Source organism: Zoogloea sp. (assembly GCF_041911615.1).
Lineage (GTDB): Bacteria > Pseudomonadota > Gammaproteobacteria > Burkholderiales > Rhodocyclaceae > Zoogloea.
In genome coordinates this window covers 1-21,589 of record NZ_JAYROR010000003.1, presented here as the reverse complement: position 1 = coordinate 21,589, position 21,589 = coordinate 1, and the positions used below count along the sequence as shown (strand labels likewise).

Below are 21,589 nucleotides of genomic sequence, written 5' to 3'. Positions count from 1 at the left end.
TTGACGCGAACTCGGCAACAATAAAACCACCATTGTTGCCGGATTTGCACGAATCGAGGCGCCGCCCTCGCGACGCCCTACAGGCTCACCCCGCTTCGGCGATGCGCTTGGCGATGTGCGCCAGCGCTTCCTCCACCTGGTCGATCAGGATCAGGCACAGGTCGCCCTCGCCCAATTTGGCGAGCGCCGAATCGATCGCCACGAACTCGCCCCGGATCTCGCTCACCTCGCGGGTGCGCGGCGCGCCTTCGAGGCCCTGGCGCAGCAGCGCCAGCACTTCGCCGTCGGCGCGGCCGCGCTGGCAGTCGTCCTGGTACAGCACCACGTCGTCGAACACGCGGCCGAGGATGCGGGTCTGCTCGCGGATGTCCTCGTCGCGGCGGTCGCCCGCGCCGCTGATGACCACCGCGCGGCGCTTGGCCGGCATGCTCTCGACCGCCTGCACCAGCGCCAGGATCGCGTCCGGGTTGTGGCCGTAGTCGGCGATCAGCGTGGCGCCCTTGTAGTCGAACACGTTGAAACGCCCCGGTGCGGTGGCCGCGTCGTTCACGAAGGTCGCCATGCCCCGGCGGATGATCTCCGGGTCGAGCCCCAGCGCCCAGGCCGCGGCGAGCGACGCCATGGCGTTCTCGATCTGGAAGCTGATCGTACCGTTGCGCGTGATCGGAATGCCGGCCAGCGGCACGCGGAACTTCTCGCTGCCTTCCACCGCGACGATGTCGCCCCCGTCGACGAACACCACGCGGCGCCCCTGGGCGCGGTGGGTGGCGAGCACGTGGTTGTTGCGGTCGGCGGCGAAGAACAGCACCGAGCCCGGGCAGGCGCCGGCCATCTTGACGACCATCGGGTCCGCGGCGTTGAGCACCGCGGTGCCGTGCGGCGCCACGTTCTGCACGATGACACGCTTGACCACGGCGAGGTCTTCGACGGTGCTGATGTACGACAAGCCGAGGTGGTCGCCCATGCCGATGTTGGTCACCACGGCGACGTCGCAGCGGTCGAAGGCGAGGCCTTCGCGCAGCACGCCGCCGCGGGCGGTCTCGAACACCGCGGCATCCACGTCCGGATGCAGCAGGATGTTGCGGGCGCTGCGCGGGCCGGAACAATCCCCGGTGTCGATGCGCCGCTTGCCCACGTAGACGCCGTCCGAGTTGGTCATGCCCACCCGGTTGCCGGCCACTCCGAGCAGATGCGCGGTGAGGCGCACGGTGGTCGTCTTGCCGTTGGTGCCGGCGACGGCGACCACCGGAATGCGGCCGTTGTCGCCCGGCTTGAACATGTTGGCGACGATCGCCTCGCCCACCGGACGGCCCTTGCCGTACGAGGGCTGCAGGTGCATCCGCAGACCCGGCGCGGCGTTGCATTCCACGATGCCGCCGCTCTGGGCTTCGAGGGGTTCGAGCACGCTCTCGCACACCACGTCCACGCCGCAGATGTCGAGGCCGATGTTCCTGGCCGCCGCGATGGCGCGCTCGGCCACCTCGGGGTGGACGTCGTCGGTCACGTCGGTGGCGGTGCCGCCGGTGGACAGGTTGGCGTTGTTGCGCAGGATCACCCGCTTGCCCTTGGGCGGCACCGACTCGGCGTCGTAGCCCTGCTTGGTGAGGGTGGCGAGGGCGATCTCGTCGAAGCGGATCTTGGTGAGCGAGGTGGCGTGGCCTTCGCCCCGACGCGGATCGCTATTAACGTGTTCGACGAGCTGGCGGATGGTGCGTTTGCCATCGCCGATCACCAGCGGCGGATCGCGACGGGCGGCGGCGATCAGCTTGTCGCCGATCACCAGCAGGCGGTAATCGTGGCCCGGCAGGTAGCGTTCGACGAGAATGTCGTCGCTGAACTCGGCGGCCACGTTGTAGGCGCGGCGAACGTCCTCTTCGGTGCGCAGCTTGACCGCCACGCCCTTGCCCTGGTTGCCGTCGCGGGGCTTGACCACCACCAGCCCACCGATTTCGCGGGCGGCGAGCCAGGCGTCGTCTGCGTCGGTGACCGAACGGCCGAGCGGCACCGGCACGCCGGCGGCGCGCAGCAGGGTCTTGGTGAGTTCCTTGTCCTGGGCGATGGCTTCGGCCACGGCGCTGGTCAGGTCGGTCTCGGCAGCCTGGATGCGGCGCTGCTTGCTGCCCCACCCAAACTGCACGAGGCTGCCTTCGGTGAGGCGGCGATACGGAATGCCCCGCGCCACCGCAGCCTGGACGATGGAGCCAGTGGAGGGGCCGAGGCGGACATCCTCGTCCAGCTCGCGCAGGCGCGCCAGCGCGTCGGCGAGATCGAAGACGCCGTCTTCGCTCGCCGCGGCGGCAATCAGTTGCATCGCCAGATCGAAGGCGAGGCGGCCGACCTTTTCCTCGGTGTATTCGACCACCACCTGGAACACGCCCTTGTCGACGGTCGGCGCGGTGCGGCTGAAGGTCACCGGGCAGCCGGCGCAGGCCTGCAGACCCAGCGCGGCCAGCTCCAGCGCCTGGGCCATCGAAATGGCGCCCTGGTTGCCGTCGGTTTCGAGGAAACCCATTTCGGGGAAGAGGTTGCGCAGGCGCGGCTCGTAGCCGGGAATCGAGTCGATGTCGCACTCGGCGTCGGTGCACGACACGATGGCTTCGATCGCGGTATGCCGGCTCCACAGATTGGGGCCGCGCAGTGCCCGGATGCGGGAAACTTCCATGGATTACTGTCCTTGTCTTGAGTCGGGCGACCGCCCTTGCGGCGGCCGCGCTTGTCGGATGTTCTGGTCGGTCGCAGTGGGCGCTCAGTCGGCGCGCAGCGGCGCGCTCGGGTCGTAGGGCTTGACGCCGGCGCGGATGATCTCGGGCGCAACGCCCAGCGCCCAGGCGCCGGCCACCGCGCCCAGCAGGTTCGACAGCACGCCCGGCTGGTCGATGGCGCCGTTACCGAGCATGGCGATCTTGGCGATGCGCGCCGCCTGCTCTTCGTGCTCGCCGGTGGCGAGGACGATGGCGCCGTCCTTCACGTAGACCGAGCGCTTGCCGTCGGCGCGGGCCGTGGCGATGGCTTCGGCGGCGGGATCGACGCCGTAAAAGATCACCTCGCCGTCGCACAGCGGGGCCATCTCGACGACCGCGGGGTCTTCGGCGTTGAGCACCGCGACACCGTACGACAGGACCAGATCCACCTGGGTGCGGAACACGTTCCAGACCTTCTCGTCGGAATCGATGTAGAACTCGCCGAAGTGCAGCGCGGGATCGACGTTGGTGACGACGCCCACGAGGCAGCGGTCGTACACCGTGCCGTCGGCGAGGATGCTGCGGCAACCGTTCTCGAACACCGCGGCCTCGACCGAACGGTTCATCAGCACGCGCTCGGCGGCGTCCCAGTTGGTGCCCTCGGGCGTCTCGACCTGACGGCCGTCGAGGAAAACGCCTTCGCTGCAGGCAAGCCCCGTGTATTGGCCGGACAGGCGCAGCAGGTGGGCGATGAGCCGCGCCACCGGCGTCTTGCCCCGGCTGCCGGTGACGCCGACCACCGGAATGCGCGAATCTTCGTCCTTCTCGAACAGGTGCGCGACGATCGCCTCGCCCACCGGACGCGGCTGACCGACGGCCGGCTTGATGTGCATCAGCAGGCCCGGGCCGGCGTTCACCTCGACGATGGCGCCGCGCTGGGCGTCGAGCGGCTTGGAGATGTCCTCGCAGACGAGGTCGATGCCGGCGATGTCGAGGCCGACGATGCGCGCCGCCAGACAGGCCAGTTCGGCGGTGTCGGGATGCACGTCGTCGGTCACGTCGAAGGCCATGTTGCTGGTGCGCACGATCATCACCTCGGTGCCTTCAGGCGGCACGGAGCTGCCGGTGAAGCCCTGGCGCTCGACTTCCATCTTCGCGGCCGGGAAGCGGTCGAGACTGATGACGTAGAGCGGGAACTCGTGCTCGACACCACGACGCGGGTCGATGTTGATCTGGCTGTCGATGAGCTGATCGATGGTGGAGGTGCCGTCGCCGATCACCGACACCGCCTCGCCCATGTTGGCGGCGACCATCTTGCCGCCGACCACCAGGATGCGGTGCTCGGTACCCTTGATGAAGCGCTCGACCATCACCTCGGACCCTTCTGCCGCCGCCAGCGGGAAGGCCGCCGCGACTTCCTCGGGGGTCATGATATGGGTGAACACGCCGCGGGCGTGGTTGCCGTCGGTGGGCTTGACGACCACCGGATAGCCGATATCCTCGGCCGCGGCGATCGCCTCGTCGACCGAGGCCACCACCTCGCCCTCGGGCACCGGCACGCCACAGGAGGCGAGCAGGCGCTTGGTCAGATCCTTTTCGCTGGCGATGCCCTCGGCGATCGCCGGCGTGCGGTCGGTCTCGGCCGTCCAGATGCGGCGCTGGCGCGCGCCGTAGCCCAGCTGCACCAGGTTGCCCTCGGCCAGCAGGCGGATGTACGGAATGCGGCGACGCTTGTCGGCCGCGGCCTCGACGATGCAGCGGGTGCTCGGCCCAAGCATGTAGTCGTCGATCAGGTCGCGCAGCTTGGCCACCGCGGCGTCCACGTCGTATGGCCGATCCTCGATGGCCGCCATCAGCAGGTCGCGGCCCATGTGCAGCGCCGCCAGCGACACGTCCTTCTGCCAGGCGCGGATGACCACCTTGTAAACCCCCCGCTCCGAGGTCTCGCGCGCCTTGCCGAACCCGCCGGAAATGCCCGCCAGGTTCTGCAGCTCGAGGGTGACGTGCTCGAGGATGTGACCGGGCCAGGTGCCGTCGTGCAGACGTTTCACGAAGCCGCCCCGCTCGCCGATGCTGCAGCGGTGCTCGATCAGCGTCGGCAACATCGTGGTCAGGCGGTCGGGCAGGCCCGGGATGACGTTGGAGGGGCAGTCTTCCAGGTCATGGATATCGACCCACGCTTCGAGAACCGAGCGGTACGTCCAGATGTTCGGTCCGCGCAGATGGAGCACGTTGAGAAAGTCGATCGTTTTGTTGGTCATGGGCAGGGTGTGGAAGTAACGAACGTGCGCTCGGCACACTGTTTAATACAAACTTGATCTGCGCTTAACGCAGCAAAGCCTTCCCGGATTACCGGTGCGAAAAATATTCGGCGACTTGGGCGCTGCAGCCCAATGCGGGTATACGCGCTTGTAACGAGTCAGTAAACTTCGCTCGCAATTTTGCCTTACGCTGGCCGTTTGCTGTGGCCTTATCGCGTCATCCGAGATGAATTCCGAGTCCTCTGCCCTTTCGCCCGCCGCCTCCGCCTACTCCGACTACCTTGGCCCCGCCGTGCCCGAGGCATGGCGTCCGCTCCTCGACAAGGCCCTGGCGCCCGGCGAAAAAGTCCTCGCCAGCCTCAGCCTCGATCTGGACACCCGCCTGCAGTTCAAGAACGGCCTCGTCGCCCTCACCGACAGCCGGCTGCTCGGCTGGGACCACGCCAGTCAGGGCTGGCAGTCGTGGCCCTTCCGCGCGGGCATGGAACTGCGCCATCGGGACCAGGCCGGCGTGGCGAGTCTCGAACTCGTCGACGCCGAACGTAAGCTCGACGGCTGGCGCTTCACGCTGGCGCAGGACCCGGCCGCCCACAACCTCGCCGACCGCTTCCGCGCGCAACTCGAATGCGTGCTCGCCGGCCGCCAGCCGGCCCCGCCCGAACCGCTCACCTGCCCCACCTGCGACGCGCCGCTGCCGCCGGGTACCGACGAGTGCCCCACCTGCGCCCGCGAAATCCACACCCCGCCGTCCACCTGGACGCTGCTGCGCCTGTGGCGCTTCGCCCGCCCGTACAAGCGCCAGCTGCTGGCCGGCTTCATCCTCACGCTGCTGTCCACCGGCGCCACCCTGGTGCCGCCCTACCTCACCATGCCGCTGATGGACGAGGTGCTGATTCCCTTCCAGAACGGCGTGCCCATCGACACCCACAAGGTGGCGCTGTTGCTCGGCGGCCTGCTCGGCGCCGCACTGGTGGCCTGGAGCCTGGGCTGGGCCAAGACGTACATCCTCGCGCTGGTGAGCGAACGCATCGGCGCCGACCTGCGCATCACCACTTACGAACACCTGCAAGGGCTGTCACTCGAATACTTCGGCGGCAAACGCACCGGCGACCTGATGTCGCGCATCGGCGCCGAGACCGACCGCATCACCCTGTTCCTGTCGCTGCAACTGCTGGATTTCGCCACCGATGTGCTGATGATCACCATGACCGCGGTGATCCTCATCTCGATCAATCCGTGGCTGGCACTCGTCACCTTGGTGCCGCTGCCCTTCATCGCCTGGTTGATCCATTCGGTGCGGGATCGCCTGCGCTACGGCTTCGAGCAGGTGGACCGGGTGTGGGGCGAAGTCACCAGCGTGCTCGCCGACACCATCCCGGGCATCCGCGTGGTCAAGGCTTTCGCCCAGGAAAAGCGCGAGGTCAACCGCTTCCGCGAAGCCAATCTGCGCAACAAGCAGGTCAATGACCGGGTCAATCGCATCTGGTCGGTGTTCTCACCCACCGTCACCCTCGCCACCGAAGTCGGCCTGCTCATCGTGTGGGGCTTCGGCATCTGGCTGGTGGCCGGCAAGTCGATCACCGTCGGCGTGCTCACCGCCTTCCTCACCTACATCTCGCGCTTCTACACCCGGCTCGACTCCATGAGCCGCATCGTGTCCTTCACCCAGAAGGCCGCCGCCGGCGCCAAGCGCATCTTCGACATCCTCGACCACGTCTCCAGTGTGCCCGAGCCCACCAAGCCTCAGCACCTGCCCGCCGTCACCGGCGCCATCGAGTGCCGCAAGGTCGGCTTCCGCCACGGCAACCGCACCATCCTGCGGGGTGTTGACCTGTCGATCCAGGCCGGCGAGATGATCGGCCTCGTGGGCCATTCGGGCTCTGGCAAGAGCACCCTGGTGAACCTGATCTGCCGCTTCTACGACGTGACCGACGGCTCGATCCGCATCGAAGGCATCGACGTGCGCTCGGTGCCGGTGTCCGAATACCGCAGCAACATCGGCCTCGTGCTCCAGGAGCCCTTCCTGTTCTTCGGCACCATCGCCGAGAACATCGCCTACGGCAAGCCCGACGCCAGCCGCGACGAGATCATCGCCGCCGCCCGCGCGGCCCACGCCCACGACTTCATCATGCGCCTGCCCCACGGCTACGACTCGCTGGTGGGCGAACGCGGCCAGGCCCTGTCCGGCGGCGAGCGCCAGCGCATTTCGATCGCCCGCGCGCTGCTGATCGACCCGCGCATCCTGATCCTCGACGAGGCCACCTCGGCCGTCGATACCGAAACCGAAATGGAAATCCAGGCGGCACTCGAAAACCTCATCCGCGGCCGCACCACCATAGCCATCGCCCACCGCCTGTCGACGCTGCGCAAGGCCGACCGCCTGGTGGTGCTCGACCGCGGTCAGATCGTCGAGATCGGCAACCACGACGCGTTGATGGAAAAGCAAGGCGCCTACTTCCGGCTCTACGAAGCCCAGACCCGCAAGCTCGACGACGTCGCCATCGGCAACGACAAGCAGCCTTCCGTGCCGCCGCACCGCGAACACGCCAACGCCTGAGACCCGCCATGACCCAAGCCATCACCCTCGAACGCAACAGCTTCGGCCAGTTGATCTACGTGGCGCCGGACGGCGTGCGCCACCTCGTCACCCCGGTCCGCTCCTTCCCCATCGCCGCGCCCAGCGAGGGCATCGGCCTGGTGAATGGCGACGGCGAGGAAGTCGCCTGGGTAACGCGCATTGCCGACCTCCCGCCGGCGTCCCGCGAAATCCTCGAAGCCGACCTCGCCAGCCGCGAATTCATCCCGGTGATCGAGCGTATCCGCTCGGTATCGAGCTTTGCGACCCCCAGCACCTGGGAAGTGGACACGGACCGTGGCCCCGCCACCCTCGTCCTCAAGGGCGAGGAAGACATCCGCCGCCTGGTCCGTCCCGCCCTCCTGATCGCCGACAGCCGCGGCATCAATTTCCTGATCCGCGACCGCTACGCACTGGACGCCCACAGCAAGAAGATGCTCGACCGCTTCCTCTGACCTCGTCCCGGCGCCGCGGTGTGCGCCCGCGCGCCGGATCTCACAGATCCATCGACCACACGCCCTTGAGCAGATAGCGCTCCGGCGTATCCCGGAAGCCCTGCCCCACCCCCAGATGCACGCTGCCAGCGCGGGTGGCGACCTCGGTCACCAGATAAATCGTCCGGTCTCCCTCGCCCGGCCGCAAGCGATCGAGCCGCCCGCCGTCGGTGTAGGCCTCGACACCCCAGGCCAGGCGCTCCGACCACTTGTACAGCGCCTTCAGATCGAGGTTGAGGGCCGGCGAGCGCGGGCTGTCGGCGCGGCCCCACCCCCACATCAGATGCGGATTGGCGGTGATCCGCCAGCGTTCGGCGTCGAAGCCGACGATTCCCCGGAATTCCGCCCCACGGGCGTCGCGCACGTAGCGGCTCGCGTTGATGTCGTATTCGGCGTTGAAGCCGACGAAGCCGCCATCCCCGAAGGCCCGAATGTGCTTCAGGCGGAACATCACCGCCGACATGCCCCAGGCGCCGTTGTCCGCCCCCGCGCCATCGACACCGCCGCGCATCACCGGCAGGTGCACGCCAGCCTCCCAGCCGGGCGCAAGGCCGGTGGCGATCTCGGCCATCAGGTAACTCAGGCGGTGCGTCGGCCAGGTACCGTCGTCGCTCTGGCGGCGCCCGCGCCAGGTGTGATTGCCGTGCAGCGAAAACACCGTCTCACCGCGCTCGGCCACATCCCCCTCGTGAACCATGATCTCCGGGTCGGCCCGGACGACACCGGTCGCCAATGCCAGCACGAGTCCGGCGCACCATCGCAATTGCTTCATGCTTGAAAACCGACGCAAAGATGCGAATGATAATAATTTCTATTATTTGCACCCTGAGGCGGATCAATTTTCCGCATCGAGCCAATTCGCCCCATTCGGCAAGCACCACAGGAGGTTGCCGACAGCTCGGTTGCGTGCCCGGCAGGAAACCGGCGGACATGCAACCGATCAGGAACGCCGCAAACGCAAAAAGGGACCGCATTTCTGCAGTCCCTTTCTGATTTGGCGCGCCCGGCAGGATTCGAACCCACGACCCCTTGGTTCGTAGCCAAGTACTCTATCCAACTGAGCTACGGGCGCAAAACTCTTTTCTTCAACTTGCCGGAACCCGGCAAGGCGTGCTTCACACACCTTTCAGTTGAAAAGAGCCGCATTGAAGCGACCCTCATTCCCAACACTCAATACCAGTTAAAACTGGCGCGCCCGGCAGGATTCGAACCCACGACCCCTTGGTTCGTAGCCAAGTACTCTATCCAACTGAGCTACGGGCGCACTTGAGAGATCGAGATTATACACACGCTCGCAGAAATTGGAAGCCCTTTGTTGCATTTCGATGTATTTCTTTGAAGTCGCGCGCTCGGCCCTGCCCGCATCGGCGATGCGCTGGGCAATAATCGCGTCTCGTTCAGTTCCTGTACCACGGAGTTCAGATGAAAAGCCTGCGCATCCTCGACACCGACCTCGAATACGTCCGCCTCTGCTCGTCCCATCCGCGGCCGGGCGCACCGGCGATCGTCTTCCTCCACGAAGGATTGGGGTCGATTTCCATGTGGCGGGATTTTCCGCAGCGGGTGGCCGATGCCACCGGCTGCGAGGCGGTGGTGTATTCGCGTTACGGCTACGGGCGCTCGACGGTCCGCCGTGGCGAGGCACGAACGCCCCGTTACATGCACGACGAGGCACTGCGGGCCTTGCCTGCCCTGCTCGACGCACTCGGGCTGGAGCGCCCGTTCCTGTTTGGTCACAGCGACGGAGGCAGCATTGCGCTGATCAACGCCGGCGGTTCGCCCCGGCCGCTGTCGGGCATCCTGCTGATGGCGCCCCACGTGATGGTCGAGGAGGTCACCGTGGCGGGCATCCGGCAGGCCGGCGAAGCCTGGCAGCACACCGATCTGCGGGCGCGGCTGGGCAAGCATCATCAGGACGTGGAGTCGGTGTTCCAGTCCTGGCTCGATATCTGGCTGAGCCCCGAGTTCCGCGACTGGAACATCGAATCCTGCCTGCCGGCGATCCGTTGCCCGATCATGGCGCTGCAGGGCGAGGACGACGAGTACGGCACGATGGACCAGATCGACCGGATCGCCAGACAGGCGACCGATGTGGAGCTGGTCAAGCTGGCCGACTGCCGCCACTCGCCCCACAAGGACCAGCCCGAGGCGGTCATCGCCGCCGCGGCGGGCTTCGTCGCCCGCGTCCTGGATGCCCAGGAGTCGGCGGGCTGAGGACTCAGAACGCCATCCACCAGTCGCCGTGGATGTCCGGCAGATCGCAGATCGCTTCGATCTCGTTGATCGAGTCGCGGGCCAGGATCACCTGATCGACGATGCCCATGAAGGCATCGACGACGCGCGGGTCGAACTGCTGGCCGCGACGCGCCTGGATCATCGCCAGCACCTCGTCGTCGGGCTTGGCCTTGCGGTAGCAGCGGTCCATGGTCAACGCGTCGAAGAAATCGGCGAGCCCGACGATCCGCCCCGAAAGCGGGATGGCGTCGCCGCTCAAGCCGGCGGGGTAACCCGCACCGCTGTAGTGCTCGTGGTGCGAGATGGAGATCTCGGCGGCCAGATCCACCAGCGACGAACGGAAGGCCGACAGGATGCCGGCGCCGATCCGCGGGTGTTCGCGCATCAGCTTCCATTCGTCGATGGAAAGCGGCCCCGGCTTGCACAGGATGCTCTCGTGAATGCCGATCTTGCCGATGTCGTGCATCTGGGCGGCGTCGCACAGCAGCTCACAATATTCGTTCGAGCAGCCGAGCGCCTCGGCGATCATCGCCGAGATCACCCCGATGCGCCGCATGTGCTGGCCGGCCTCGCCATCTTTCTGCTCGGCGGCGCGGGCCAGCTCGAACAGGGTGTTCTGGCTCGAAACCTCGAGGGCACGCCGGGCTTCGTCGCGCTCGGAACGAAGGGTACGCACCTCGCGCACCAGCCGCTGCAGGTGAAGCTGGGCAGCGGCGTTGTCCCGCTGGGCCTGTTCGAGACGCCGCTGGAGGCGCTCGCGCCCGTCGTCGTCGGAGCCGTCGCAGCGTTCCGGATCGTAGCCGGCGGCGTGATGCACGGTGCTGTAGGGGGTTGGCATGATGGGTGCCTCCTTCGTCAAGCGTGTTCGAGGACCGGCGCGAGGGATTCGCCTGCCGGCCGGTCTTCCGGCGACGCCGCCGGTGGTAAGGGGAGCCAGAGGGTCAGCGTGGTGCCGACGCCGGCTTCGCTTTCGAGCTCCACGCGGCCGGCGTGCAGTTCGATGATTTCCTTCACCAGGCTCAGGCCAAGGCCGGTGCCTGGGATGTTTCCGGAGCTGTCGGCGCGGTAGAAGCGCTCGAAGGCGCGCGCCTGCTGCTCCGGCGTCATGCCGATGCCCTCGTCGCTGACGCGGAGGCCAACTTCGCCGTCGTGCTGGACACTGGCGAGGCACACGCTGCCGCCGTCGGGCGAGTACTTGTAGGCGTTGCCGATCACGTTGGTGAGGGCCTGCTGGATCTTGGCGGCATCGACCATCACCTCGGGCAGCGGGCCGAGGCCCGACAGGTCGATGGCGCGGTTGTCGCCGGGCACCATGAACGCGGCGAGGGTGTCGCGCACGATCGGGCCGAGGGGCTGGCGCACGCGGTCGAGATCCTTGCCGGCACGCGCCTCGATGCGCGCCAGGTCGAGCAGCTCGTTGAGCAGCGCGGTGAGACGACCGGCCTGGCGGTTGATCGTCTCGAGCAGATCGCGGGTGCGGTGTTCGTCGTACTTGCGGGTCAGCAGCAGCTCTGAGAAGCCCATGATGCTGGCCATCGGCGTGCGCAGTTCGTGGGCGGCGGTGGACAGGAATTCGCTCTTCATGCGGTCCACCTCGGTCTCGCGGGTGATGTCGCGGAAGTACAGGACGAACGCGGTGTTGCTGCTGCCGACCCGGCGCACGCTGCGCGACAGGACGCGCGGCGCCGGTCGCAGCATGGTCACCGAGCGACGGCGATGGCGACGGCGCGGATCGTGGTAGTTCTCGTCCAGGTCGGCCTGCACCGGCGGATAGGGCTGGGCCGGATCGCTCAGGGCACGCATGCGCTCGTCGAGCTGCTCGAGGCCGAGGCCGACCAGATCGGCGACGATGAAGCCGGTCATGCGCTCGAAGGCCGGGTTGACGAAGGCCAGGCGCCCACCGCTGTCGAAGGACACGAAGCCGTCGGGGCTCAGGGTGAAGATCGTCTCCAGGCGCACGAACCACTCGTAGGTCTGGCGCTCGGCGGTACGGCGCGCGGTGATGTCGTTCTGGATGCCCACGTAATGGGTCAGGCGGCCGCTGACCGGATCGCGCACCGGCGACACCGACAGCTCGTTCCAGAACGGCTGACCGTCCTTGCGGAAATTGCGCAGCACGACCTGGGTCTCGCGCTCGCTGGCGATGGCGTGGCGCAGCGCCGCGACCTCGGGCGAGGCAGCATCGTCGCCCTGCAGGAAGCGGCAGTTGCGTCCGAGCACTTCGTCGGCGGCGTAGCCGGTGATCCGCTCGAAGGCCGGATTGACGTAGATGATCGGGCTGTCGTCGCGACTCATGTCGGCGATCACGATGCCGTTGCAGCTCGCCTCCAGCGCCCGATCCTTGAGGTGCAGCACGGCCTCGGTGCGCGCCCGCGCCTCCTCGGCGTGCACCTTGTCGGTCACGTCGGTGACGATGCCGTCGATGCGCAGCGGCCGGCCCGCCTCGTCGAGCACCACGTGGAAGCGGTCCTGCACCCAGCGCACGCTGCCGTCGCTGCGCACGATGCGGTAGCGCTGCTGACACTGACCGCCGGCCACCGCCCGCAGGTAGGCGCGGCGCACCGCGCGGCCGTCTTCCCTATGAAAGTGCGCGGCCAGCCGGCGCAGGCTCGGCGTGCCCGTGAAGCGGGTGCCGGTGAGGTCGGCAACCGACGGGCTGATGTACAGCAGACGCGAGAAGTCCGGCGCCACCGAATACACCACGTCGCGCAGCGAATCGAGGATCGCCGCGAGTCGGCCCTGGGTTTCGGCCAGCTGCTGGGTACGGGTCTCGACGCGCGCCTCGAGGGCCGCGTGGGCGCTACGCAAGGCCCGCATCATGCGGCTGAGGGCCAGGGTCAGGGTCGCGATCTCGTCCTTGCCGTCGGTGGGCAAGTCGTGCAGACGCTCGCCGCGGCCGCCCTCCTCGATCTCGCGGGCGGCCCCCGACAGCTCGCGCAGCCCTCGGGTGAGGCGCTCGGCGGCGCGCCGCGACAGGCGATAGGCCAGCACCAGAGTCAGCACGCCGACCACCACGAAGCCGACCGCCAGCCAGTCGAGCGAACGGTAGGCCACCGACGCATCGACACCGATGGCGATGCGGTAGCCCCGGAGCCCACTGTCGTCCGCCAGCGGCAGGGCAATCGAGATCTGACTGGCCTGGGCCTCGCCGCTGCGCGCCACCTCCCGGCCCTGGGCGTCGAGCAGACGCGCGAGGTGATGGGCGGGGACGCTCGAGAAGTAGCGGTGGAACAGCGTCGCCAGATCGATGCGCACGCTGAGCGCGCCCTCCACCGACTGGGTCGGCGGAAAGAAGATCGGCGCGGCCACCAGCAACTGCTGTCCCGACGGTCCACCCACCACGGCGGCGAGCGGCTTTTCGGAACTGATCGCACGACTGATTTCCGGCATCGCGCCCGCCGGGCCGCTCCCGCCGACGGTGATGACCGCCCGGCCCATGTAGTCGTGCACATTGACGGCGGCGATGCGCGCGTCGGCGGCCACGTATTCGCGCAGGAAGGGCACGAGATAGGCGTCGCGCCCTTCCGAGTCGGCAATCGCGTTGGTGACGAGCGAACGCTGGGCCATGGATTTGACGTCGGCGTTCACCTCGCGCAGGCTCTGTTCGAGGCCGTAGTGGCGCAGCCCGACGACGTTGTGCAGTTCGGCCTCGATCTTCTGGCTGAGCAGATGATGGATGATCGCGTAGGCCACGCTGCCCAGCGGCGCCACGATGACGAAGATGATCGTCAGCGCCAGCGCCGAGAAGCGATGGGTGAGGCTGCCGGCCAACCAGTCTTCGATGCGCAGGCGCAGGGCGGAGATCATCGTGTTCACCGTGGGTTCAGGCGCGCTTCGACGGCACGCGCAGCAGGCGGCCGTCGGCGGTGTAGCGCGACATGAACAGTTCGTCGGCGACCAGCGCCTCGTGGCGCGTGGCGGTGAAGGCCGGCGCGTAGCGGCGCACCACGCCGTCGATGGGCGGCAGGTTCTCGAGGGCCTTGCGCACGGTGGCCGCGTCGGTGGAGCCGGCCATGTTGATGGCCCACGCCACCAGTTGCATCAGGTCGAAGGCGTGGGCGAGCCCCACCACCGATGGAATCCGCGCCGGGTCGGACCGCCCGAAATGGGCAGCCGCCCGCTGGGCCAGCGCCCGGGACTGGGCGTTGCGCGGGGTCTCGAACGAAAAGGTCTGGACGACGGCGAAGTCGAGCAGATCCAGTGCCTGGCCGGTCATGCGCGGCAGATCGCCACCGCTGACACCCCAGTGGTTGGCGATGGGCACCCGCTCGCCGGCGGGAATCGCCGCCAGCTCGTTGACCAGCAGCGCGCCCTCGCGCTCGTTGCAGACCATCATCAGCCCGTCCATGCCGAGGCGGCGCAGGGCAACGTACTGTTCCATCAGGCTCTTAGCGCCGCCCCAGTTGTACCACTCGACCCCCAGCAGGGCGAGGTCGGTGCTGCGGTCGATGAGCTTCTTGGCCGCCGACGCACAACTACGCCCCCAGGCGCTGTTGGGCACGATGATGCCGACCCGACGCGCGCCCTTGGCGGCGAGGTGGCGGGCCATGGCGCGGATCGCCCAGGTGTCGTTGAGGGACAGGCGGAACACGTTGTTCGGCGTTGCGCCGTTGTCGACGATGGCATCGGCCGCCGCCCACGGGTCGAACATCAGGATGTTGCTGCGATTGACGACCGGCACCTGCTCGAGCGCGACCGGGCTGAACTTGCCGACGAAGAAGCCGACCATGTCCTTCATGCCGGCGAACTCGCGGGCGTTATCCACGCCGCGGGCCGGCACCGTGCGGTTGTCGCGCACCACCAGTTCGATGGGCCGGCCGCCGAGCACCCCGCCGGCGCGGTTGATGTCGGCGATGGCGAAGTCGAGCCCCGCCCGGATCGCCTCGTCGGAGGTGCTGGTCGAATCGCGCAGCTCCGCGTCGAAGCCGATCAGGACCGGCGCCCCACCGGCAGTGACGCCGCGCGGCGCGGCCAGGGCGGCACCGCACGCGAGGGCGGACTGGATGAAGCGGCGGCGGCCAGGTAAGGCGATGTTCATGGCGTATCCAGGCGATGGGCGGCGCGTGGCCGGCTCAAACGGTTTCTCGGGCTTGCCGTTCGAGCAGCGCCTCGACCTTCTCGATGAGTTCGAGAGGGCTGAACGGTTTGGTGAGGTAGGCATCGGCGCCGGCTTCGCGGCCGGCATCCAGGTCGGCCTGCTGGCCGCGGGCGGTCAACATCACCACCATCGTGGTGCCCAGCTCCCGGTCGTCCTTGATCCGCCGGCACACCTGAAAACCGTCGAGTTCGCCGGGCATCATCACGTCGAGCAGCACGATGTGCGGCCGCACCGCGCCAACCATGCGCAGGCCGCTGACGCCGTTTTCGGCCTCGTGCACCTCGAACTCGCCGAAATCCAGGGTCATGCGGATCAGCTTGCGGATATCGGGCTGGTCTTCCACGACCAGGACGATCGACTTCATGGTTCGACTCCTTCGGGTTTGCGGCTGCGGTGCTTCATGAGGCGGGCCAGGTCCTGGGCATATCGCTGGACCTGGGCCAGGTCCACATCGGGCGATTCGCGGGACGGCGCGCCGGTGGGCAGTTCGAGGATGAAATCGGTCTTGCCCGCCTCGCCGTCGCTGGCCAGCACGTTGCCACCGTGCATCTGCACGATCTGGCGGCTCAGGCTGAGGCCGAGGCCCAGCCCGGGCACACCTTCAGCCAGCGCATTGCGGCCCCGGTACAGAGCCTGGAACAGGCGCTGGCGCAGATTGGGCGGAATCTGATCGCCCACGTTGGCCACCGAGATGAGCATGAAATTGCCGTTCTGCTTGAAACTCACCAGCACGTTGGAACGGGGCGGGCCGTACTTCACGGCGTTGTCGAGCAGTTCGGAGAAGGCGCGCTCCAGCCACACCCGGCTGCCGTAGACCGGCGGCAGCTCCTGGGCCGGTTGTTCGATGGCCACCGCCATGCCGCGCAGGTTGGCTGCCGGACGGATCGCCTCGACGCAGCCGGCCACCCAGTCGAGCACCTGGATGCGTTCGTCGCCGACGATGCTGTCGCCGCCGGTGAGCCTCGCCAGATCGGACAGGCGGCGCAGGGTGGCGAGGAGGTTCTGGCCGTCGGTGAGCACCGCATCGACCCGGGCGCCAAGGCCCGGATGGCGTTCGCCGAGTTCATTCACGTCGGCCAGCAGGCGGCTCAGGCCAGCCCGGAATCGTTCGAGCCCGGCGCCGCATTCCCGGTCGACCATTCCGGCCAGGTTGTCGATGGCGCTGGCGTAGAAGCTCTCCTCGGTGAGGTTGTGGAGGATCACCACGTAATCGGTGCCCACCGGGCTCGGAATCAGGTGTGCCCGGATCGTGTCCGCGGCGGCGACGAGGCAGTCGTCGCCCAGTTCGATATCGGCCGCGTGGGGCAGTTGCACGTGCCCGCCGCTGGCGGCGTCGATCATCCGGCGCAGCGCCGGGTTGGGCATCGGTGCGTCGATGACGCACGGGATCAGACACTGGGCGGCCTCGTTACCGAAGCGCACCACGCCATCGCGCCCGATGATGAACAAACCATCGCGGACGGTATGGAAAAGGCGCTTCATCATCGGATTCATGGCATTCGGGCACGGAGCTTAGTTACATCTCATTTTACGCAATTTGTTAATTTTGATATTTTCATCGATTCTAATAATTATGTAGGAAATTTTCTTATCGCGATAGCCAGCGTGACCTGCATCACGGAAACGCCGCGGCGCTCGCCCGGAATGGGTACATCCCGCGTCAGATCGGCAAAAAAAAGAGGGCCGCAGCCCTCTCGTGGTGGATTGGCCGCCCCGCGGCTACTCGTGGCGCAGCGCCTCGATGGGGTCGAGCCGCGCGGCGCGGCGCGCCGGCATGTAGCCGAACACCACGCCGATCACCGCCGAAAACCCGAAGGCCAGCAGATTGATGCCCGGGTTGAAGAGGAAGGGCATGTTCATCAGCGCCGCGAGCCCGGCACAGGTAGCCAGCGCCAGCACGATGCCCACCAGCCCGCCGAACGCCGACAGCACCACCGCCTCGATCAGGAACTGCAGCAGCACCTCGTTCTCGAGGGCGCCGATGGCGAGCCGGATGCCGATCTCCCGGGTGCGTTCGGTGACCGACACCAGCATGATGTTCATGATCCCGATGCCGCCCACCAGCAGGCTCACCGCCGCCACCGCGCCGAGCAGCCCGGTCATGGTGCGGATGGTGCCCGACAGGGTTTCGGCGATCTGGCGGGTATCCATGATGTTGAAGTTGTCGGCGTCGTTCTCGGCCAGCTTGCGGCGCTCGCGCAGCAGCGCGCGAATCTGCGCCATCACCGCCGGCGTGTCGGCGCTGGCGGTCAGCGAGATCATCACGCCGGGGATGTCGAGGTTGCCGGTGAGGCGCCGCTGCACGGTGTTGATCGGCATCAGCACCACGTCGTCCTGGTCCATGCCCATCGCCCCCTGCCCTTTCGAGGCCAGCAGGCCGACCACCTGACAACTGAAGGTCTTGACGCGGATCTCGTCGCCCAAGGGGCTGCGGCCGCCGAACAGCTCCTTCCTCACTGTCTCGCCGATGATGCACACCGCCTTGCCGGCGCGCTCCTCGTCGTCGAGGAAGGCCCGCCCGGCCGCCAGCTTCCAGTTGCCGGCCACCAGGTAGGCGTTGGTGGTGCCGTTGATGGTGGCCGACCAGTTGTTGTTGCCCGCGACCAGCGTCACCGAGCTGCCCACCACCGGCGCCACGTCCTGCAGGCCGCTCACCTGACTGCGGATCGCTTCCACGTCGGCGCGGCGGAAGTTGGGCGAACCGGCGCTGTCGCGGCCCGGCCCCAGGCGCTGCCCGGGGCGCAGCATCAGCAGATTGCTGCCGAGGCTGGAGATCTGGTCCGACACCATCCGCGTCGCCCCGTTGCCGAGGGTGACCATCGTGATGACCGCCGCCACGCCGATCACGATCCCCAGCACGGTGAGGAAGGAGCGCATCAGATTGCGTCGGATCTCGCGCAGGGCAAGCAGCAGCGCGCTCAGGAGCATGACGCCGCCTCCGCCTCGCGGCGCTCGTCGCTGGCCACCCGGCCGTCCACGAAGCGCACCACCCGGCGGGCGTAGGCCGCCATGTCGGGCTCGTGGGTAACCATGATGACGGTGATGCCCTGATCGCGGTTGAGGGCCACCAGCAACTCCATGATCTCGTGGCTGCGCTGGCTGTCGAGATTGCCGGTCGGCTCGTCGGCCAGCAACACCAGCGGGTTGGTGACGATCGCCCGGGCGATGGCGACGCGCTGCTGCTGGCCGCCGGACAGCTCGGCCGGGGTGTGCGCCTCCCAGCCCGCCAGCCCAACCCGCGCCAGCGCCGCCCGCGCCGCGGCATGGCGGGCGCCGGCTTCCTCGCCCCGGTAGAGCAGCGGCAGCTCGACGTTCTCCTGGGCCGAGGTGCGCGCCAGGAGGTTGAAACCCTGGAACACGAAGCCCAGGTAATGCCGCCGCAGCAGCGCCCGCTGGTTGCGTTCGAGCCGTTCCACGTGCACACCACGGAACAGGTATTCGCCGCCGGAGGGCGTGTCCAGACAGCCGAGGACGTTCATCGCGGTGGACTTGCCCGAGCCGCTCGGCCCCATCACCGCGACGAACTCGCCGGCCCCGATGTCGAGGTCCACCCCGCGCAGCGCCTGAAACGCCGCCTGTCCGGTGCCGTAAGTCTTGGTGATGCCGACGAGGCGGATCAGCGCGTCGGCGCCCTGCCCGCTCATTTCTTCGCTTCCTGGTATTCGGTGATCACCGCCATGCCGGGCTTCAACTCGCCCCCGACGATCTCGGTCAGGCGGCCGTTGCTCACCCCGGTTTTCACCGGCACCGCGCGGGGCGTGCCGTCTTCCAGCACCCACAACTGCGGTGCGCCCGGCGCGGGCATCGGGCGCTTCTTCTGTTCGGCCGGCGGGCGCGGCAGCAGGCTCGCCACCAGCCCGCCCTTCGCGGCGGGCGCGGCCGTCGGCGGTGTGAAGCGCAGCGCCGCATTGGGCACCAGCAGCGCGTTGTCGCGATTGGCGGTGACGATCGAGGCGGTCGCCGTCATGCCCGGGCGCAGGGCCAGATCGTCGTTGTTCACCGCCAGCACCGTCTTATAGGTGACCACGTTGTCGGTGATCGTCGAGCCCAGCCCGACCCGCTCGATGGTTGCCGGAAAGTTGCGCCCCGGCCACGCCGCCACCGTGAAGCTCGCCGGCTGGCCCAGCCTGACGGTGCCCACGTCGGCCTCGTCCACCTTCACCTGCAGTTCCATCCGCGCGAGATCCTCGGCCAGCGTGAACAGCACCGGAATCGTCATCGCCGCCACCACCGTCTGGCCCGGCTCGACCTTGCGGGTCAGCACCACGCCATCCACCGGCGAGCGGATCGTCCCCTTGGCCAGATTGGTCTGATCGGTCTTGAGCACGGCCTCGGCCTGAACCACCGACGCGCGGGCACTGGCCTCGTTGGCCACCGCCCGCTGAACGGTGGCTTCAGCGGTTTCCAGCTCGGTGCGCGCCGGCACCTTGCCGCCGGACAGCTCGGCCACCTGCCGCATCCGCGCCAGAGAAGCCTTCGACTCGGCCACCGTCGCCCGCGCCTGGGCCACCGCCGCGTTGGCCGCCGCCAGGGCCGCCTCGCTCTTGGCGACGGCGTCACGGAGCTTGGCGGTGTCGAGCTGGGCGAGCAACTGGCCCTTCTTCACCCGATCGTTTTCCTCGACCAGGATCGCCGCCAGGGTGCCCGACTGCTCGCTGCCCACATCCACAGATTTGGTCGGCTGCAAGGTGCCGGTGGCCGACACCGTCACCACCAGCGTGCCGACACTCGCCGGCTCGGTGACGTAATGCCCGTTCGAGGCCTTCTCGCCGGTGGCGAAGAACAGCGCGACTGCGAACAGCGCCGCAACGCCGGCGACAATCAGCAACGTGCGTCGCAGCCCGCGCCGGCCGGCCGTGCGGGGTAACGCGCCGAGCACCTCGAGCATCGTGTCGCGGCCGGTATCCGTTGGGGGGGTGGTCGTATCACTCATGGGGTCCGCCTGCCTTCCGGAGCGGCGCCGGCGGCGGCCTGCCAGCCACCACCGAGCGCCTTGTAGAGTTTGACGAGATTGGTGCGCATCGTGGCCTCGGCGATGGCCAGGTTGTCTTCGGCGGACAGCCGGGTGCGTTCGGTCTCCAGCACCTTCTGGAAATCGGCGAGGCCCGCCTGATAAAGCTTGCGCGACAAGTCCGCCGCCTCCCGGGCCGCTTCGGCGGCGGCACGACGCGCCGCCACGCGCTCGCGGCCGGCGGCGTAGGCGGACAGCGCGTTCTCCACCTCTTCGAGCGCGGCGAGCACCGCCGATTCATAGGCCGCGAGGGCTTCGTCCCGCACCGCACGCTGGATGTCCACCGCGCTGCGCAGGCGGCCGCCGTCGAACAGCGTCGCCGCCAGCGTGCCGCTCGCCGCCCGGGCAAGGGTGCCGGCGCCACCGAGCGCCCCCAGGCTGTACGCCTGCCAGCCGAAGGAGCCGCCGAGATCGAGGCTCGGGAAGCGCTGCGCCAGCTTCTGTCCGACCCGCGCCGTTTCGGCCGCCAGATTGCGCTCTGCGACGATCAGATCGGGCCGCTGGCGCAGCACGTCGGCGGGAATGCCCGCGCCGACGCCGGGCGGCACCGGCGGCAACGCGCCATCTCCGGCCAGATCGGACTGCAACGCCCCCGGGGGCGTGCCGGTCAGTACGCCCAGCCGGTTGACGGCGGCGGCAAGTCCCACCTGCAGATCGGGGATCGCCGCGCGGGTCTGCTCGCGGCTCGTGCGCGCCTGGGCCACATCGGTGCTCGAAGCAAGCCCGGCCTGGTTGCGCCACATCACGATCTGCAGGGTTTCGCTCTGGCTCGCCAGGTTGTCGCGGGCAATGGCGAGCCGGCGCTGATAGGCGCGGAGTTCGACGTAGTTCTGCGCCACTTCGGCCAGCAGCGAGACGCGGACGTTTGCAAGGCTGGCGGCGCTGGCCTCGAGTTCCGCCGTCGCGGCTTCGATGCCGCGCCGGGTGCCGCCAAACAAGTCGAGTTCCCAACTCGCGTCGAAGCCGGCGTCCCAGGTGGTGCGCGGCGGCAAGGCGCTGATCGCGGTGGCGTTGCGGCTGCGGCTGGCCCCGGCCGAGGCAGACACGCCAGGAAACAAGCCGCTCACCGCCTGAGCTCGGGCCGCACGGGCCTGGCGCAGGCGCGCCTCGGCCTGGCGCAGGTCGAGACTGCCGGTCAAGGCGGCATCGATCAGTCGGTCCAGCCCGGCGTCGTCGAACTGCCGCCACCAACGGGCCAGCTCGCGTGTCTCGCCCGGCGCGGCGGGCTGGTGCC

Annotated in this window: 15 protein-coding genes and 2 tRNA genes; 3 read left to right on the top strand and 14 right to left on the bottom strand. The window is 68.2% G+C overall.

Features of this window, described 5'->3' with window-relative positions; genetic code table 11:
* Nucleotides 1-85: 85 nt before the first annotated feature.
* Both cphA (ACE3P2_RS00935) and cphA (ACE3P2_RS00930) read right to left on the bottom strand, forming a co-directional pair.
* On the bottom strand, nucleotides 86-2,662 hold the full coding sequence (gene cphA / locus ACE3P2_RS00935) for a cyanophycin synthetase (RefSeq protein WP_374259845.1): 2,577 nt from the start codon (nucleotides 2,660-2,662) through the stop codon (nucleotides 86-88).
* A gap of 84 nt (nucleotides 2,663-2,746) precedes the next feature.
* Nucleotides 2,747-4,942, bottom strand: coding sequence for a cyanophycin synthetase (cphA, locus tag ACE3P2_RS00930; protein ID WP_374259842.1), 2,196 nt, complete (start codon nucleotides 4,940-4,942; stop codon nucleotides 2,747-2,749).
* Nucleotides 4,943-5,168: 226 nt separating this feature from the next.
* Between cphA (ACE3P2_RS00930) and ACE3P2_RS00925 the strand changes: the two genes are divergently transcribed.
* Together ACE3P2_RS00925 and ACE3P2_RS00920 are read left to right on the top strand one after the other, a co-directional pair.
* Nucleotides 5,169-7,499, top strand: a complete 2,331-nt coding sequence (locus ACE3P2_RS00925) for an ABC transporter ATP-binding protein (RefSeq protein ID WP_374259840.1) — start codon at nucleotides 5,169-5,171, stop codon at nucleotides 7,497-7,499.
* A gap of 8 nt (nucleotides 7,500-7,507) precedes the next feature.
* Nucleotides 7,508-7,972, top strand: coding sequence for a DUF1854 domain-containing protein (locus ACE3P2_RS00920; RefSeq protein ID WP_374259837.1), 465 nt, complete (start codon nucleotides 7,508-7,510; stop codon nucleotides 7,970-7,972).
* Between the two features lie 40 nt (nucleotides 7,973-8,012).
* Here ACE3P2_RS00920 and ACE3P2_RS00915 read toward each other — a convergent pair whose 3' ends face one another.
* The 3 genes from ACE3P2_RS00915 to ACE3P2_RS00905 all read right to left on the bottom strand — a co-directional run bounded on the left by ACE3P2_RS00915 (nucleotide 8,013) and on the right by ACE3P2_RS00905 (nucleotide 9,275).
* Nucleotides 8,013-8,783, bottom strand: a complete 771-nt coding sequence (locus ACE3P2_RS00915) for a hypothetical protein (protein WP_374259835.1) — start codon at nucleotides 8,781-8,783, stop codon at nucleotides 8,013-8,015.
* 223 nt (nucleotides 8,784-9,006) lie between these two features.
* A tRNA-Arg gene (locus tag ACE3P2_RS00910) sits at nucleotides 9,007-9,083 on the bottom strand.
* A 115-nt stretch (nucleotides 9,084-9,198) separates the two neighbouring features.
* A tRNA-Arg gene (locus tag ACE3P2_RS00905) sits at nucleotides 9,199-9,275 on the bottom strand.
* Between the two features lie 158 nt (nucleotides 9,276-9,433).
* Between ACE3P2_RS00905 and ACE3P2_RS00900 the strand changes: the two genes are divergently transcribed.
* Complete coding sequence (locus ACE3P2_RS00900) at nucleotides 9,434-10,225, top strand: alpha/beta fold hydrolase (protein ID WP_374259833.1); 792 nt, start codon at nucleotides 9,434-9,436, stop codon at nucleotides 10,223-10,225.
* Nucleotides 10,226-10,229: 4 nt separating this feature from the next.
* On the opposite strand, the gene ACE3P2_RS00895 is transcribed toward ACE3P2_RS00900, so the two are convergent.
* The 9 genes from ACE3P2_RS00895 to ACE3P2_RS00855 form a co-directional block, all read right to left on the bottom strand.
* Nucleotides 10,230-11,084 carry an HD-GYP domain-containing protein gene (locus ACE3P2_RS00895; protein WP_374259830.1) on the bottom strand — a complete coding sequence of 285 codons (855 nt, stop codon included), beginning with the start codon at nucleotides 11,082-11,084 and terminating at the stop codon, nucleotides 10,230-10,232.
* Nucleotides 11,085-11,101: 17 nt separating this feature from the next.
* Nucleotides 11,102-14,053 carry a PAS domain S-box protein gene (locus ACE3P2_RS00890; RefSeq protein WP_374259829.1) on the bottom strand — a complete coding sequence of 984 codons (2,952 nt, stop codon included), beginning with the start codon at nucleotides 14,051-14,053 and terminating at the stop codon, nucleotides 11,102-11,104.
* Nucleotides 14,054-14,069: 16 nt separating this feature from the next.
* Nucleotides 14,070-15,284 (bottom strand): ABC transporter substrate-binding protein, encoded by a 1,215-nt coding sequence (locus tag ACE3P2_RS00885; protein WP_374259827.1) that lies wholly within the window; start codon nucleotides 15,282-15,284, stop codon nucleotides 14,070-14,072.
* A gap of 34 nt (nucleotides 15,285-15,318) precedes the next feature.
* Nucleotides 15,319-15,708, bottom strand: coding sequence for a response regulator transcription factor (locus tag ACE3P2_RS00880; RefSeq protein ID WP_374259824.1), 390 nt, complete (start codon nucleotides 15,706-15,708; stop codon nucleotides 15,319-15,321).
* Nucleotides 15,705-16,829, bottom strand: coding sequence for a sensor histidine kinase (locus tag ACE3P2_RS00875; protein WP_374259822.1), 1,125 nt, complete (start codon nucleotides 16,827-16,829; stop codon nucleotides 15,705-15,707). The genes ACE3P2_RS00880 and ACE3P2_RS00875 overlap by 4 nt, the downstream gene beginning before the upstream one ends.
* 234 nt (nucleotides 16,830-17,063) lie before the next feature.
* The gene (locus ACE3P2_RS00870; RefSeq protein ID WP_374259820.1) at nucleotides 17,064-18,272 is read right to left on the bottom strand and encodes an ABC transporter permease; all 1,209 of its coding nucleotides are present in this window, start codon (nucleotides 18,270-18,272) and stop codon (nucleotides 17,064-17,066) included.
* On the bottom strand, nucleotides 18,263-18,988 hold the full coding sequence (locus ACE3P2_RS00865) for an ABC transporter ATP-binding protein (protein ID WP_374259817.1): 726 nt from the start codon (nucleotides 18,986-18,988) through the stop codon (nucleotides 18,263-18,265). The genes ACE3P2_RS00870 and ACE3P2_RS00865 overlap by 10 nt, the downstream gene beginning before the upstream one ends.
* Nucleotides 18,985-20,277, bottom strand: coding sequence for an efflux RND transporter periplasmic adaptor subunit (locus ACE3P2_RS00860; protein ID WP_374259815.1), 1,293 nt, complete (start codon nucleotides 20,275-20,277; stop codon nucleotides 18,985-18,987). Before ACE3P2_RS00860 ends, ACE3P2_RS00865 begins: the two co-directional genes overlap by 4 nt.
* On the bottom strand, nucleotides 20,274-21,589 hold a 1,316-nt coding region (locus ACE3P2_RS00855; protein ID WP_374259813.1), incomplete at its 5' end, for an efflux transporter outer membrane subunit. The genes ACE3P2_RS00855 and ACE3P2_RS00860, both read right to left, overlap by 4 nt.

Bases quoted from the DNA above. Each gene is read 5' to 3' on its own strand.
- cphA (WP_374259845.1), bottom strand. From the start codon at position 2,662: ATGGAAGTTTCCCGCATCCGGGCACTGCGCGGCCCCAATCTGTGGAGC.
- cphA (WP_374259842.1), bottom strand. From the start codon at position 4,942: ATGACCAACAAAACGATCGACTTTCTCAACGTGCTCCATCTGCGCGGA.
- ACE3P2_RS00925 (WP_374259840.1), top strand. From the start codon at position 5,169: ATGAATTCCGAGTCCTCTGCCCTTTCGCCCGCCGCCTCCGCCTACTCC.
- ACE3P2_RS00920 (WP_374259837.1), top strand. From the start codon at position 7,508: ATGACCCAAGCCATCACCCTCGAACGCAACAGCTTCGGCCAGTTGATC.
- ACE3P2_RS00915 (WP_374259835.1), bottom strand. From the start codon at position 8,783: ATGAAGCAATTGCGATGGTGCGCCGGACTCGTGCTGGCATTGGCGACC.
- ACE3P2_RS00900 (WP_374259833.1), top strand. From the start codon at position 9,434: ATGAAAAGCCTGCGCATCCTCGACACCGACCTCGAATACGTCCGCCTC.
- ACE3P2_RS00895 (WP_374259830.1), bottom strand. From the start codon at position 11,084: ATGCCAACCCCCTACAGCACCGTGCATCACGCCGCCGGCTACGATCCG.
- ACE3P2_RS00890 (WP_374259829.1), bottom strand. From the start codon at position 14,053: ATGATCTCCGCCCTGCGCCTGCGCATCGAAGACTGGTTGGCCGGCAGC.
- ACE3P2_RS00885 (WP_374259827.1), bottom strand. From the start codon at position 15,284: ATGAACATCGCCTTACCTGGCCGCCGCCGCTTCATCCAGTCCGCCCTC.
- ACE3P2_RS00880 (WP_374259824.1), bottom strand. From the start codon at position 15,708: ATGAAGTCGATCGTCCTGGTCGTGGAAGACCAGCCCGATATCCGCAAG.
- ACE3P2_RS00875 (WP_374259822.1), bottom strand. From the start codon at position 16,829: ATGATGAAGCGCCTTTTCCATACCGTCCGCGATGGTTTGTTCATCATC.
- ACE3P2_RS00870 (WP_374259820.1), bottom strand. From the start codon at position 18,272: ATGCTCCTGAGCGCGCTGCTGCTTGCCCTGCGCGAGATCCGACGCAAT.
- ACE3P2_RS00865 (WP_374259817.1), bottom strand. From the start codon at position 18,988: ATGAGCGGGCAGGGCGCCGACGCGCTGATCCGCCTCGTCGGCATCACC.
- ACE3P2_RS00860 (WP_374259815.1), bottom strand. From the start codon at position 20,277: ATGAGTGATACGACCACCCCCCCAACGGATACCGGCCGCGACACGATG.